The 12,688-nt window shown below is 44.9% G+C and carries 16 protein-coding genes; 8 read left to right on the top strand and 8 right to left on the bottom strand.

Going from position 1 to position 12,688, the window contains the following annotated elements; all coding sequences use genetic code 11:
• Positions 1 to 13: 13 nt before the first annotated feature.
• A complete protein-coding gene (gene focA / locus DYB02_RS07045) occupies positions 14 to 874 on the bottom strand; it encodes a formate transporter FocA (RefSeq protein WP_005462425.1) in 861 nt (286 codons plus the stop codon).
• 299 nt (positions 875 to 1,173) lie between these two features.
• Between focA and DYB02_RS07040 the strand changes: the two genes are divergently transcribed.
• Positions 1,174 to 1,410 carry a TIGR02647 family protein gene (locus tag DYB02_RS07040; protein WP_005462432.1) on the top strand — a complete coding sequence of 79 codons (237 nt, stop codon included), beginning with the start codon at positions 1,174 to 1,176 and terminating at the stop codon, positions 1,408 to 1,410.
• A gap of 84 nt (positions 1,411 to 1,494) precedes the next feature.
• Here DYB02_RS07040 and DYB02_RS07035 read toward each other — a convergent pair whose 3' ends face one another.
• Complete coding sequence (locus DYB02_RS07035) at positions 1,495 to 1,917, bottom strand: PACE efflux transporter (RefSeq protein WP_015296537.1); 423 nt, start codon at positions 1,915 to 1,917, stop codon at positions 1,495 to 1,497.
• 88 nt (positions 1,918 to 2,005) lie between these two features.
• On the opposite strand from DYB02_RS07035, the gene DYB02_RS07030 reads away from it, so the two are divergent.
• Genes DYB02_RS07030 through DYB02_RS07020 form a run of 3 tightly spaced genes read left to right on the top strand, consistent with a single transcriptional unit; the run spans position 2,006 to position 4,361 of the window.
• Positions 2,006 to 2,890 (top strand): LysR family transcriptional regulator, encoded by an 885-nt coding sequence (locus tag DYB02_RS07030; protein WP_005495701.1) that lies wholly within the window; start codon positions 2,006 to 2,008, stop codon positions 2,888 to 2,890.
• An 8-nt stretch (positions 2,891 to 2,898) separates the two neighbouring features.
• Positions 2,899 to 3,726 (top strand): NAD(P)H-binding protein, encoded by an 828-nt coding sequence (locus tag DYB02_RS07025; RefSeq protein ID WP_029804753.1) that lies wholly within the window; start codon positions 2,899 to 2,901, stop codon positions 3,724 to 3,726.
• Positions 3,723 to 4,361, top strand: a complete 639-nt coding sequence (locus DYB02_RS07020) for a YdcF family protein (protein ID WP_029804752.1) — start codon at positions 3,723 to 3,725, stop codon at positions 4,359 to 4,361. Before DYB02_RS07025 ends, DYB02_RS07020 begins: the two co-directional genes overlap by 4 nt.
• Positions 4,362 to 4,433: 72 nt before the next feature.
• On the opposite strand, the gene DYB02_RS07015 is transcribed toward DYB02_RS07020, so the two are convergent.
• A complete protein-coding gene (locus tag DYB02_RS07015) occupies positions 4,434 to 5,012 on the bottom strand; it encodes a thymidine kinase (RefSeq protein ID WP_005450744.1) in 579 nt (192 codons plus the stop codon).
• A gap of 82 nt (positions 5,013 to 5,094) precedes the next feature.
• On the bottom strand, positions 5,095 to 6,477 hold the full coding sequence (gene cysS / locus DYB02_RS07010) for a cysteine--tRNA ligase (RefSeq protein ID WP_005478905.1): 1,383 nt from the start codon (positions 6,475 to 6,477) through the stop codon (positions 5,095 to 5,097).
• A 203-nt stretch (positions 6,478 to 6,680) separates the two neighbouring features.
• On the opposite strand from cysS, the gene DYB02_RS07005 reads away from it, so the two are divergent.
• The 4 genes from DYB02_RS07005 (at position 6,681) to DYB02_RS06985 (ending at position 9,864) form a co-directional block, all read left to right on the top strand.
• On the top strand, positions 6,681 to 7,175 hold the full coding sequence (locus DYB02_RS07005; RefSeq protein ID WP_005495708.1) for a peptidylprolyl isomerase: 495 nt from the start codon (positions 6,681 to 6,683) through the stop codon (positions 7,173 to 7,175).
• A 60-nt stretch (positions 7,176 to 7,235) separates the two neighbouring features.
• A complete protein-coding gene (lpxH, locus tag DYB02_RS07000; protein WP_024702734.1) occupies positions 7,236 to 7,964 on the top strand; it encodes a UDP-2,3-diacylglucosamine diphosphatase in 729 nt (242 codons plus the stop codon).
• 108 nt (positions 7,965 to 8,072) lie between these two features.
• Entirely contained in the window at positions 8,073 to 9,287 is a 1,215-nt protein-coding gene (locus tag DYB02_RS06995) for an EAL and HDOD domain-containing protein (protein ID WP_005459985.1), read from the top strand.
• Between the two features lie 73 nt (positions 9,288 to 9,360).
• Positions 9,361 to 9,864: a YchJ family protein gene (locus DYB02_RS06985; RefSeq protein ID WP_015296531.1), complete on the top strand. Its 504-nt coding sequence runs from the start codon at positions 9,361 to 9,363 to the stop codon at positions 9,862 to 9,864.
• Between the two features lie 67 nt (positions 9,865 to 9,931).
• Here DYB02_RS06985 and hisIE read toward each other — a convergent pair whose 3' ends face one another.
• The 4 genes from hisIE to hisH are packed head-to-tail and all read right to left on the bottom strand — an operon-like array spanning position 9,932 to position 12,683.
• Positions 9,932 to 10,567 (bottom strand): bifunctional phosphoribosyl-AMP cyclohydrolase/phosphoribosyl-ATP diphosphatase HisIE, encoded by a 636-nt coding sequence (hisIE, locus tag DYB02_RS06980; protein WP_029804751.1) that lies wholly within the window; start codon positions 10,565 to 10,567, stop codon positions 9,932 to 9,934.
• Positions 10,564 to 11,337, bottom strand: a complete 774-nt coding sequence (gene hisF / locus DYB02_RS06975; RefSeq protein ID WP_020840389.1) for an imidazole glycerol phosphate synthase subunit HisF — start codon at positions 11,335 to 11,337, stop codon at positions 10,564 to 10,566. The genes hisIE and hisF overlap by 4 nt, the downstream gene beginning before the upstream one ends.
• Positions 11,319 to 12,056, bottom strand: a complete 738-nt coding sequence (gene hisA, locus DYB02_RS06970; RefSeq protein WP_005495717.1) for a 1-(5-phosphoribosyl)-5-[(5-phosphoribosylamino)methylideneamino]imidazole-4-carboxamide isomerase — start codon at positions 12,054 to 12,056, stop codon at positions 11,319 to 11,321. The genes hisF and hisA overlap by 19 nt, the downstream gene beginning before the upstream one ends.
• Positions 12,057 to 12,068: 12 nt before the next feature.
• Positions 12,069 to 12,683, bottom strand: a complete 615-nt coding sequence (gene hisH, locus DYB02_RS06965) for an imidazole glycerol phosphate synthase subunit HisH (RefSeq protein ID WP_029804750.1) — start codon at positions 12,681 to 12,683, stop codon at positions 12,069 to 12,071.
• Positions 12,684 to 12,688 lie beyond the last annotated feature (5 nt).

The following is a 12,688-nucleotide window of genomic DNA, read 5'->3' as shown; positions in this document are numbered from 1 at the left end:
CTTTCTTTGGGCTCTATCGCAGATGTTTGTCTTCATCACGTAGATAGATCATCCAGTACCACATACCGACGAACACACCGCCGCCGATGATGTTACCGATCGTGACTGGGATAAGGTTGTTAACGATAAAGCCCATCATGTTCAAGTCCGCATAATTTGCGATATCAGCACCTGTCATTTGCCAGAAGGCTTCTGGCGCAAAGTATTTGATACCAATAGCCATTGGAACTTGGAACATGTTCGCAATACAGTGCTCAAAACCAGCGGAGACGAACATCGCTACTGGCAAAATCATTACCGCGATTTTGTCTGTTAATGTACGGCCACTGAATGTCATCCAAACCGCAATACAAACTAACACGTTACACATGATGCCAAGTGCAACCGCCGCAAAAAAACCATGGTGCAACTTATGTTGTGAAATGGCCATGGCATTCAGACCAACTTGGCCGTGATCGAACATGTATTGCTTTGTCACCAACATACACGCCACCAGCAAAATAGCGCCAACCATATTGCCGAAATAAACCACAAACCAGTTTTTAACCAGCGTTTTCCATGAAATTTTGCCACTCGCACGCGCAACCAGAGTCAGAACCGAACTGGTAAATAGCTCGCCACCAGTAACCACCACCAAAATCAAACCAAGGCTAAATGCTAGACCGCCAATGAGTCGTGTGATGCCCCAAGGCAGATCGCCCGCGCCTGTCGTTACTGTGGTATAGAAAATGAAAGCAATACCAATATGAAGCCCCGCAGAAATGGCGAGCAGAAAAGATTTGATTGGAGCTTTCGTTGCTTTGCCTACACCTACTTCGGCGGCACGTTCAGCAGCCTGAGGTGGCAATAAAGAGTCAAACTGATTGAAGTTCATGGAAGTGTAACATTTAGAAACAATTAAAGAGGCGCGGATAATCGCTCCATTTCCTGACTTTTTCAAGGGCTATTTTTCATGTTTACTAAAAATGTTGTTGGTGAGACGGAAATCGATAAAACTCAACTATAGTTTGTTGTCTTAACTATCATTGATATTAAACAAGATACTCAGCGTTCGAACAAAAATTCCACGTTATATCAGTCTGATAGCAATGCAGTTAACACTTCTTGTTGTTTTGTGTTGCTCAACACTGGTTTTAAGACTAGCTTGGATAAAAAAGCGCAAAGGAATTATCTATGAAATATTCAGCTGAACACATCGCCGAACTGAACCTTCTTCTTCAATTCGATTTAAGCAGTGCAGCGACAGGCATTAAAGTTCATTCAGATGCCTCAGAAGAGATGCAAGCAGCAGTTGCGCGTCTTTACCAAAAGCAATTGTGTACGCAACCTGATGGTGGTTATCTAACCGACGAAGGCATTGAAGTTGCAGAACACGCAGACAAAATCTTACGCGTACTTTCTGCAGAATAACTACCGCCCACTGACCAATAAAGCCACCGAAATACGGTGGCTTTTTTCTAGTTACTCCAATCGCATTTGGGGAAGCTCACTCGGCTACACCAGTAACTTTCTCATTTTCCCAAACGGTTGAACTTTATCGTACAACCAGTTAAAGCCTGTGGCGTAAAACAAGAAGAAGACTAGAAACCCCGCTTCGAGCATCAATGCTTGAAGGAACGTAATCTCCAAGAACCATGCGATCACAGGTATAGAAATAAAGATCAACCCACCTTCAAACCCAACAGTGTGACCAAGGCGCATTGCTAAACTTCTGTCTGCTCGGTTGCTACCAAACCACTTATCGAAGTACAAGTTGTAAATGTAGTTCCAAACTACGGTATACAAACTCAAACCGATCCCTACTAACGCCAAATCACTTGAACCTTTGCCTGTGATCAACGCAGCTGCAGGCACAATGATCGCTAACGCCATCAATTCAAAAAGTACTGCGTGGAAAATTCGTTCGTTACGAGTCATGATTATCTACCCATTTGTTCTACTCAATGACTGAAATTTTATCTATGATTGAGATAATAAAAAGTTAGATACCATCGGTAAAAACGATATGTTTACTATCGAACAATTGCAGGCGTTTGTTGCCACATCCGAATCCGGCTCATTTTCCGCAGCAGCGAGAAAGTTAGGTCGAGCCCAATCCGTGATAAGCCAACACATTATGAACATGGAACTCGACTGTGGTGTCGATCTGTTTGATCGCTCCGGCCGTTATCCCAAACTGACCGAGAACGGCCATGCTCTGATGCCTTACGCGCAAGCAGCGATCAGTCAACTCGACCGATTAAACAATAAAGCGACTCAGCTCTTTTCTGCGCAGGCGAGCGAGCTTGTTCTCGCGATTGATGAAGGGATTCCGCTGACTCGATTACCGGATGTGCTTAAAAACCTAGAGCAACAATTTCCGCAACTACAAGTCGAATGTTTAACGGCATCTAGCCCAGACATTATTGAACTGGTGAAATCTGAACGTGCGACCACCGGAATTATTCTGAGCGATCTGCAAATGCCTAGGCATATCGATTTCACCAATCTTGGTAATATCGCATTCGATGTGTATGTCTCTTCCGATCACCCATTAGCGGCTCAGCGAATTACCCATATCGATCAACTCAAACAATATCGCCAACTGGTGATACGCTCAAAGAGTGCAGAGCCAGGTAGCCTCAACCAAGCATTGAGCCCAGATATCTGGTACGCTGATAACTACTACATTTTGTTGGAATTAGCGAACAAAGGGTTTGGATGGTGCTTCCTGCCGGAGCACTTAGTCGCAGACTCACCAAACACGTTAAAAAAAGTTGGGGATGATTTCACAAAGCTGGCTTGGCAAGTCAATGTTGACCTGATTCAGCATCAAAAATGGCATTCTGATCCCCTCCATCAACAAGCCAAAGCAGAGCTCATTACTCTCTTTGAGCAAACAATTAAGTAGGATAAATAATGGCAAACACATTGATTGTAGGTGCAGGTTGGCTTGGTACTCCGCTAGCGCAAGCCTTGTTAGTCGAGGGACATGATGTAGTTATTACGCGTCGTAGCCAAGCTCGGTTAGATGAACGGCCATCCACTATTGCTAACGCCGCCCTGCTTGATCTCAACGATGAAAACGCAGCGCAAAAACTGGATGAAATAATTCAGTCGAATCATATCGAGCGTATTGTTGGCGCGTTTCCACCTGGGTTTCGTAGAGGGTCTGGTCGAGAGTATGCGCAGCAATGGTCAACGTTAGTTAAAGCGGCAAAACAGAATGCGATTGAAAAGCTCGTCATGATCAGCTCTACAACGGTCTACCCTAATTTACCAACGGAGATGAAAGAAGAATCCGCATCGCTCGCTCTCGCGCAAACCCACCCTCACTTTTCTGACAATGCGAAAATCATGCTCGAAGCGGAGCAATCCGTCATCGACTCTGGCATAAACTACGCCATCTTACGTTGCAGTGGTTTGATTGGCCCAGACAGACACCCCGCTCGCTTTGCCATGCGCCTAAAACAAGTCAGCCGTAAAGCCCCAGCCAACATGCTTCATCAAAGTGACGCAGTCGCTGTGGCACAATTTGCATTGGATCACCTGAGTAATCAGATCATCAATGTCACAACGCCTCACACGGTGAGCAAAGCTGAGTTTTACCAAGCAGCAATCACCAAAAGTGGCGCAGAGATTTCGCTACCTCCCGTTACAGAAGATGCCGATAAACGCATTTTAGCGGACAAACTGGTTTCATTTGGGTATCAATTCCGATTCAATTCAACGCTGGATGCACTATGAAGTTATATCAACATATAGAAACGCTTTGGGATTACATGCAGCTAAAACAGGATTTAAAGCCTGCCGACTGCTTGTTTGTTATGTGCAGTAACGACGTGCGAGTTGCTGAGCACGCCGCTGCGCTTTACCACCAAAAACTCGCACCATTGATTGTGTTCTCCGGAGGTGAAGGCCGTTTTACTGATGGTTTGTTTGAAAAAAGTGAAGCCGAAACATTTTCAGACATTGCGCGTTTAGCTGGCGTACCAAGCGATGCCATCTTAGTAGAAACACGTTCAACCAATAGTGGAGAAAACGTCCGTTTCACCGAGCAGTTATTAAAAGAGAAAAGCATCCAATGCGAATCGATTATTTTAGTGCAAAAGCCATTTATGGAACGCCGCGCCATCGCTACGTTTGAGAAGCAATGGCAATCGCCTTACTCGCAAGTGCAAGTCAGTTCTACCGCTCATCCATTCTTCGAATACATCAACGAAGACATGCCGCTAATGATGGTGTTAGAAGCGCTGATGGAAGATTTTTCCCGCGTCAAAAGCTATCCCGAAAAAGGATTTCAAACTAAGCAAGACATTCCAAAGCAAGTGGATTCATCTTATCAAGTCTTGTTCGAGCGATTCGGTTTTGATCTCCTCTGAGCGAAATGAACAATTAAAAAGCCACCGAGTTCGGTGGCTTTTCTGTATTGCTTTGAAGCTGAATGGATAGGTTTATTTACCTAGGGCTTCTTTGTAGTGCTGACGGCAAACCGAGACATAACGGTCGTTGCCACCAATCGCCACTTGGTCACCTTCTTTGATTGCGACTCCGTGTTCGTCGGTGCGGATAACCATGTTTGCTTTTCGGCCACAGTGGCAAATCGTCTTCAACTCAACCAGCTTATCAGCCCAAGAGAGTAGGTACTTACTGCCTTCAAAAAGTTCGCCAAGAAAATCGGTACGAAGACCATAGCAAAGTACTGGAATATGCAGCTTATCCACTACCTCTGTAAGTTGGTAAACCTGCTCTTTCGATAGGAACTGACACTCGTCAATAAGAATACAGTGACGTTTTTCGACTTCATGCAGGGCTGCAATCTCTTGGTATAGGTTCGTATCTGGACGGAACAAATGCGCGTCCGATTGTAAACCAATACGAGAACTTACTTTGCCTACACCATAGCGGTCGTCCAACGCCGCAGTGAAAATCACTGGCGTCATACCGCGTTCTTGGTAGTTAAATGAAGATTGAAGAAGAGTTGTCGATTTACCCGCATTCATTGCTGAGTAATAGAAATACATCTGAGCCACAGAGCATTACCTAAAGTTAAAATTTTATTGATGAAATTGGAAAATAAAAGGGCTGAATCATCAGCCCTTTTAAAAGATTCAATTACTTACGACGCCACGTTGTGCCTTCTGGGCCATCCTCAAGGACAATGCCCATTTCCGTCAGCTTATCACGTGCCATGTCGGCGTTTGCCCAATCTTTCGAAGCACGCGAGTCGTTACGCAGTTTGATTAGCGCTTCAATTTCAGCGACTTCATCATCGTTGCCAGCATTACCTTTTAGGAAAGCTTCAGGATCTTGATAAAGAATACCAATCACGTCTGCTAGTTCGCGCATTAGCGCACCAAGTTCACTCGCTTTCTCTACGCTTTCTGTCTTAAGGCGGTTAACTTCGCGCGCCATATCAAACAGAACTGAGTATGCTTCTGGTGTGTTGAAGTCGTCGTTCATCGCAGCAGTAAAGCGTGATACGTACTCTTCACCACCCGCAGGTGCTGCATTTAAATCCAGACCACGCAGAGAAGTGTATAGACGCTCAAGAGAAGCGCGTGCTTGGTTTAGGTTATCTTCACTGTAGTTCAATTGGCTACGGTAGTGACCAGACATTAGGAAGTAACGCACGGTTTCAGCATCGTAGTGACCAAGAACGTCACGAATAGTGAAGAAGTTGCCTAAAGATTTAGACATCTTTTCGCGGTCTACCATCACCATGCCACTGTGCATCCAAGTATTTACGTACTTAGTGTCGTGTGCACAGCAAGATTGTGCGATTTCGTTTTCGTGGTGTGGGAACTGTAGATCAGAGCCACCGCCGTGAATATCGAAATGATCGCCTAGGATCGTAGAGTTCATTGCTGAACATTCAATGTGCCAACCTGGACGACCTGGACCCCATGGAGATTCCCATGTTGGCTCGCCTGGTTTAGACATTTTCCAAAGAACGAAGTCTAGTGGGCTGCGTTTTGCTGTTTCGATATCAACGCGAGCACCAGCTTGAAGCTGATCAAGATCTTGCTTAGAAAGCTTGCCGTACTCGTCAAACTTACCCACTTCAAACATGACGTCGCCATTGTCTGCAACGTATGCGAAACCACGTTCGATAAGCTTTTCAACCAATTCGATGATTTCTGCGATAAATTGAGTTGCGCGCGGCTCAACGTCAGGACGCTTCATGTTCAACGCGTCAAAGTCTGCGTGCATGTCGCCAATCAAACGTTCTGTAAGTGATTCACAAGATTCGCCGTTTTCTGCTGCACGCTTGATGATTTTGTCATCAATATCTGTGATATTGCGAACAAACGTTAGGTCGTAACCAAGGTAGCGCAGGTAACGTGATACTACGTCAAAAGAAACGAAGGTGCGGCCGTGGCCGATGTGACAGAGATCGTAGATGGTTACCCCACAGACATACATGCCAACTTTACCGGCTGTAATTGGTTTGAATTCCTCTTTCTGTCTTGTGAGTGTGTTATATATCTTTAACATGATCTCTATCTATGATTGTGAATGAATACAAGAACGTCGAGTATATCAAGTCCGACCTTATTAGGTAATAGCAATTAACCGATAAAACGATAATCGGCTAAACTTCAAGCACAAAACGAAGAATTTACTCTTCTCGAGTTTTTAATGCGTTATAACTTAGGCTAGAATCTCGGGCTCAACACAACACAGTAAAGGAAAGTAGCATGATCACCCTTCACACTAATTTTGGTGACATCAAGATTCAACTAAACGAAGAGAAAGCGCCAGAGACAAGCGCAAACTTCCTTCAGTACTGCCGCGACGGCTTTTACGACAACACTCTTTTCCACCGTGTTATTGACGGTTTCATGATCCAAGGCGGCGGCATGGAATCAGGTCTACGTGAAAAATCAACACGTGCACCTATCAAGAACGAAGCAAACAACGGCCTAAGCAACAAAGTAGGTACGATTGCTATGGCTCGTACGATGGAACCACATTCTGCAAGCTCTCAGTTCTTCATCAACGTAAACAACAACACTTTCCTAGATTTCCGTAGCGAAAGCCTAGATGGTTGGGGTTACTGTGTATTCGGTGAAGTTGTAGAAGGTATGGACGTTGTAAACAAGATCAAGGGCGTTAGCACTGGTTCTCACGGCATGCACCAAGACGTACCACTAGAAGACGTGGTAATCACTGGTACTACAATCGCAGAGTAATTCTTGCGAATTATTCCCAAGAGATAAGTAATTGGGGAGGCTTCGCCTCCCCTTATTTCTATGACGACATTATTTATATCAGACTTGCACCTTACGCCGTCACGTCCTGACATCACAGAATGTTTCATTACATTTATGCGTACGGAAGCCAAAAATGCCGAAGCTCTTTATGTATTAGGCGATCTTTTCGAGTTTTGGGTTGGTGATGATGACAAAACACCGTTTGCAAACCAAATTCGTACCGAGTTCAAAACGCTCACCGACCAAGGTGTCCCGGTTTTCTTTATTCAAGGCAACCGTGACTTCTTGTTGGGCGAACGCTTTTGTAAAGAAACGGGCATCACTTTGCTTGATGACGTTTGCACCATCGACTTATATGGCACAAAAGCGGTGATTTTACACGGCGATACCCTGTGTATTGATGACGTGGAATATCAGAAATTTCGTAAAACTGTGCATCAACCTTGGTTACAATGGATCTTTAAACGCATCCCATGGTGTTTAAAGAAAAAAATTGTCTCTAAAGTTCAATCAGACATTCGCGACGATAAACAGATGAAGTCTTTAGATATCATGGACGTGAATCAAAGCGAAGTTGAAAAAGTGATGTCTCAGAATTGCGTCAACTTGATGATTCATGGCCACACTCATCGCCCAAATACACATTTTTTTGACGCAAATGGTGCTAAAAACACGCGCATCGTCTTAGGGGACTGGTATACGCAAGGCTCAGTTTTACAAGTGAATTCTGATGGTTTTGAACTGCAAAACCGGCCTTTCAACACATAATTTACGCTAAGCATGTCGAACATGTAGAAGATTCGCATTCAAAGCGTAGATATTTTGTAAAAAATCGCTATTATCATATTACTAAGTTAAACAGAACGAAGTACCTAATTGAAGTATTCTTACGTAGCTCGCCAACCGATTCTAGACAGAGAAAAGCGAACCATAGGTTACGAGCTTCTCTTTCGAGACGGCCCCAAAAATACCTTCCCTGAAGTAGAACCTGAGCTTGCTACTAGTCGACTGCTATCTGATCATTTTTTGTCGACGCACTACAACACGTTAGGTAACAAACTCGGTTTTGTTAACTTTCCCCACCAAAGCTTGGTCAACCTTGTTCCGACACTGTTTCCGAAAGATTCTCTGGTCATTGAAGTACTCGAAGATTGTGAGCCTACGCAAGAGCTTCTCGATGCAATAAAACATCTGCACGAATGCGGCTACCGAATTGCACTGGACGACTTTGTACCAACTAAGGCTTGGAAACGCTTTCTTCCGTACGTATCGATGATCAAATTTGATATTCGTTTAGTACCAATTGAAAAAGCGGCAATTTTCATCCAAGCATTGAGCCAGTTTAATATCGATTTTTTGGCTGAAAAAGTCGAAACCTACGAAGAGTTTGAACAAGCGCTTGACGCTGGTTTTAACTACTTCCAAGGTTACTTCTTTAGTAAACCAGAAATGATCCAAAAGAAGCGCCTCAACCCGGCATTTTTAACCGTCATCCAGTTGTGTAAAGAGATTGCTGACAAGCCCATCGACTTCAATGAAGTGGAGCGTCTGTTCTCTATTGATGTGACGCTTTCCTATAAGTTGCTCACTTACGTCAACTCGGGTTACACGCTCACAACCAAGATCAAATCGTTTAGACAGGCGCTGATTTATCTGGGCGAAGAACGTTTACGACGCTTTATTTCACTGGTTGCAATCGCTTCTGTGCAAGAGGACAAGCCCGATTCACTCTACTCGCTTGCTATTCAACGCGCTCGTATGTGTGAAATTTTGCTTAGCCAAATGAAAACCAAGTACGATCCTGGACAAGCCTTTCTGACTGGTATGTTCTCATTATTAGGCTCGCTTCTCGATCAGCCTCTGTCGGATGTGATTGAAGACATTCCCGTCGATGAAGACATCAAGCTTGCACTGACAAGTCGAAAAGGTGTGCTTGGGTATCTCCTTTCTATGTGTATTGCTTACGAACAAGCAGATTGGGAACTGGCTGAAAGATACTGCTCTGTCTTGAAGTTAACGGAAACTCAGCTAGCTGATGCATTCAATGAATCAACAGAGTGGGCTCAAGAACTGCTTTCTCAAACACCTTAACTCGCTATAATGCTTCTCTCCCACTCTATTGGGATTATTTGTTTCATCGCTTTACCTAACGAGATTTCATCTTATGGCTTCTTCTTGTCCTTGCGGCGCTAACCGTACCTACCAACAGTGTTGCGAAATTGCGCACAACAATCACGCTGACGTCAAAACACCAGAACAGTTAATGCGCTCTCGCTATAGCGCTCATGTGCTAGGCCTCGTTGACTACGTTGTGAAAACATATCACCCAAGTTGTAACGCAGAAGAACAACGTGAAGGTATCGCACAATCGATCGACAGCGATTGGTGCAAACTGGAAGTCGTCAAAGCAGAAGCTGGCAGCCATGAAAATGAAGGCTTTGTTGAGTTCAACGCCTATTTCAATGAAGACGGCCAACGCTACTGCCTGAGCGAGCGTTCACGCTTCGTGAAAGAAGATGGGTTGTGGTATTACATTGATGGCACCTTCCCTGAAGAAGAATCCGAGCAAGATCCGCGACTTAATCAATCCATCAGCAGCTTAAAAGTAGGCCGTAACGATCCATGTATTTGTGGCAGCGGTAAGAAATTTAAAAAGTGCTGCGGATAAAATCGCACTATCAAGAAAAAACAAAGGCTTCCAAATGGAAGCCTTTGTTTTATTTCTTTGATTTGAACTACTTGTGACGCTCTTTAAGCTTATTCACCACATCGTTCATTGATAAACCTTGGTCTTGTAAAAGCACCAACAAGTGATAGATCAAATCTGCAGATTCACACACTAACTCCGCCTTATCGCCCGACGTCGCCGCAAGCGCGACTTCAACGCCTTCTTCGCCCACTTTCTGCGAAATACGCTTGGTACCACGGGCATAAAGACTGGCGGTATAAGAGGAGTCTGGATCGGCACTCTTGCGGGCAGCCAGTAGCTGCTCAAGTTGATGAAGCCACACCATTTGTGATTCCTCTTGTGCATCGCCGTCCCAACACGTTGTTGTGCCTGTGTGGCAAGTTGGTCCAATAGGATTCACTCGAACCAGCAAAGTATCATTGTCACAATCTAGAGAGATATTCACGAGTTGAAGAACATTGCCAGACGTTTCACCTTTAGTCCATAAACGCTCTTTAGTGCGTGAGAAAAATGTCACCTGACCCGTTTCACCCGTTTTTGCTAGCGCGTCTTGGTTCATGTAACCCATCATAAGAACTTGGCTCGATTGGAAGTCTTGTACGATGGCAGGTACCAAGTCATCCACCTTTTCCCAATTGATTCGCTCCGACAGCGAACTGACTTCGGCGGCTTTAAAACTCATAGTCGTACCTCAATGCCTTGTTGTTTCAAATACTGCTTTAGTTCACCAATATTGATGACTTGTTTGTGGAATACCGAAGCGGCAAGAGCACCATCCACGTTTGCTTTTTGGTATGCTTCTGCAAAATGCTCCATGGCACCTGCACCACCGGAAGCGATGAGAGGAACTTTACACACTTCGCGTACCATATTGAGCTGTTCAATATCGTAACCGTTACGCACGCCGTCTTGGTTCATCATGTTGAGCACGATTTCACCAGCGCCGCGCTTTTGCACTTCTTGTACCCAATCGCGCGTTTCCCACTTCGTCGCCTTTGTACGTTCTTCGTCGCCAGTAAACTGGTAAACCTGATATTTACCAGTATCTTTGTCGTAGTAGGAATCGATACCAACAACGATACACTGAACGCCAAATTTATCCGCTAAATCAGTAATAAGCTGCGGGTTAGCCAACGCAGGCGAGTTGATAGAGACTTTGTCTGCACCAAACTCCAGAATACGTGCAGCATCCTCTGCGGATTTAATACCACCAGCCACACAGAAAGGAATGTCGATCACTTCCGCGACACGAGCCACCCAACTTTTATCTACTACACGACCATCGCTTGATGCAGTGATGTCGTAAAACACCAGCTCATCAGCGCCTTCTTCAGCGTAGCGTTTAGCGAGAGGAACAATGTCACCGATGATCTCGTGGTTGCGAAACTGAACGCCCTTCACCACTTGTCCATCACGAACATCAAGACATGGAATTATTCGCTTTGCCAGCATGCAAATGCCTCCTCTGCTGTGAACTTACCATCTAACAACGCGCGACCAACAATCACGCCTGCCACACCGCTGCCTTTTAGCGCTTCGATATCTGCTAGCGAACCGATGCCGCCTGAAGATTGGAACTGCACTTGTGGGTACTGTTTACATAGGTCGACGTAAAGCTCTACGTTTGAGCCTTCTAACGTACCATCACGAGAAATGTCGGTACAAAGCACGTGCTGTAGACCTACCGTCAGGTAATCGTTGATCAGAGCTTCAATAGTCACGCCTGAATCTTCTTGCCAACCAGAGATCGCCACTTTACGTGTGCCGTCTTGGTCGATGTTAATGTCCAACGCGAGAACGATTTTCTCCGCTCCGTATTTTTCCATCCAACCTTTTACTAACTCAGGCTGTTTTACTGCGGTTGAACCAACCACAACGCGCTGTGCACCCGCTTCTAATAAGTCCACAACGTCTTGTTCGGTACGCACACCGCCACCGATTTGGATGTTCGCAGGCGTGCTTGCTAATAGCTTTGCAATCAAATCAAGTTGGCGCGCAGATGTATCTTTCGCGCCCGTCAGATCCACCAAGTGTAGCCAGTTAGCCCCTGCTTGATGGTACAAATTGAACTGCTCTGCAGGGTCAACTTTATATTCGGTTACTTGGCCATAATCACCTTGATATAGGCGAACTACCTGTCCTTCAATTAAATCAAGAGCTGGAATAATCACACTAAATCCCTTTTATAATTCTAAGAAGTTTTGAATAAGCTTCGCGCCCGCTTTTGAAGAACGCTCTGGGTGGAATTGCACACCATAATAGTTACCACTTTGAACCGCAGCAGTGAATGGATTTCCGTAATCACATTCTGCAATGGTGTAGTCTCCAACTGGCATCGCAAAGCTGTGCACAAAATAGAAGTACTCCCCCTCTTCAATGTCTTTGAACAACGGATTGCCTGCTTTTGCAGAAAGAGTATTCCACCCCATGTGTGGCAGTGGCAAATCGCCAGTTTGTAGCAGCTCCACTTCGCCATCACAAAGCCCAAGACACTCAACTAACTCGTCGGCTTTTTGGCCTTTCTCTTGAGAAAACTTACCCAATAACTGCATACCTAAACAGATACCGAGCAATGGCTTTTCAACTTGCTTAACGAGATTGATAAGATCACGCTCTTCAAGGTTTTTCATCGCTTCGCTTGCTGTACCCACACCAGGTAGGAACAACTTGTCTGCTGACAACACCACTTGAGGATCTTTTGAAATCGTTACGCCATAACCTAAGCGTTCAATGGCAAACTTCACCGAAGAAACGTTGGCACAGCCCGTATCGATAATGACAACTTTTTGTTCTGTCACTGTTT

The organism is Vibrio parahaemolyticus (genome assembly GCF_900460535.1).
Taxonomy (GTDB): Bacteria; Pseudomonadota; Gammaproteobacteria; order Enterobacterales; family Vibrionaceae; genus Vibrio; species Vibrio parahaemolyticus.
The sequence above is the reverse complement of the archived record's forward strand: the minus strand, read 5'-3'. Positions and strand labels throughout refer to the sequence as shown.

What these genes read in the sequence shown, in the direction of transcription:
- focA (WP_005462425.1), bottom strand. Translation starts at nt 874, where the DNA reads ATGAACTTCAATCAGTTTGACTCTTTATTGCCACCTCAGGCTGCTGAA.
- DYB02_RS07040 (WP_005462432.1), top strand. Translation starts at nt 1,174, where the DNA reads ATGAAATATTCAGCTGAACACATCGCCGAACTGAACCTTCTTCTTCAA.
- DYB02_RS07035 (WP_015296537.1), bottom strand. Translation starts at nt 1,917, where the DNA reads ATGACTCGTAACGAACGAATTTTCCACGCAGTACTTTTTGAATTGATG.
- DYB02_RS07030 (WP_005495701.1), top strand. Translation starts at nt 2,006, where the DNA reads ATGTTTACTATCGAACAATTGCAGGCGTTTGTTGCCACATCCGAATCC.
- DYB02_RS07025 (WP_029804753.1), top strand. Translation starts at nt 2,899, where the DNA reads ATGGCAAACACATTGATTGTAGGTGCAGGTTGGCTTGGTACTCCGCTA.
- DYB02_RS07020 (WP_029804752.1), top strand. Translation starts at nt 3,723, where the DNA reads ATGAAGTTATATCAACATATAGAAACGCTTTGGGATTACATGCAGCTA.
- cysS (WP_005478905.1), bottom strand. Translation starts at nt 6,477, where the DNA reads ATGTTAAAGATATATAACACACTCACAAGACAGAAAGAGGAATTCAAA.
- DYB02_RS07005 (WP_005495708.1), top strand. Translation starts at nt 6,681, where the DNA reads ATGATCACCCTTCACACTAATTTTGGTGACATCAAGATTCAACTAAAC.
- lpxH (WP_024702734.1), top strand. Translation starts at nt 7,236, where the DNA reads ATGACGACATTATTTATATCAGACTTGCACCTTACGCCGTCACGTCCT.
- DYB02_RS06985 (WP_015296531.1), top strand. Translation starts at nt 9,361, where the DNA reads ATGGCTTCTTCTTGTCCTTGCGGCGCTAACCGTACCTACCAACAGTGT.
- hisIE (WP_029804751.1), bottom strand. Translation starts at nt 10,567, where the DNA reads ATGAGTTTTAAAGCCGCCGAAGTCAGTTCGCTGTCGGAGCGAATCAAT.
- hisF (WP_020840389.1), bottom strand. Translation starts at nt 11,337, where the DNA reads ATGCTGGCAAAGCGAATAATTCCATGTCTTGATGTTCGTGATGGACAA.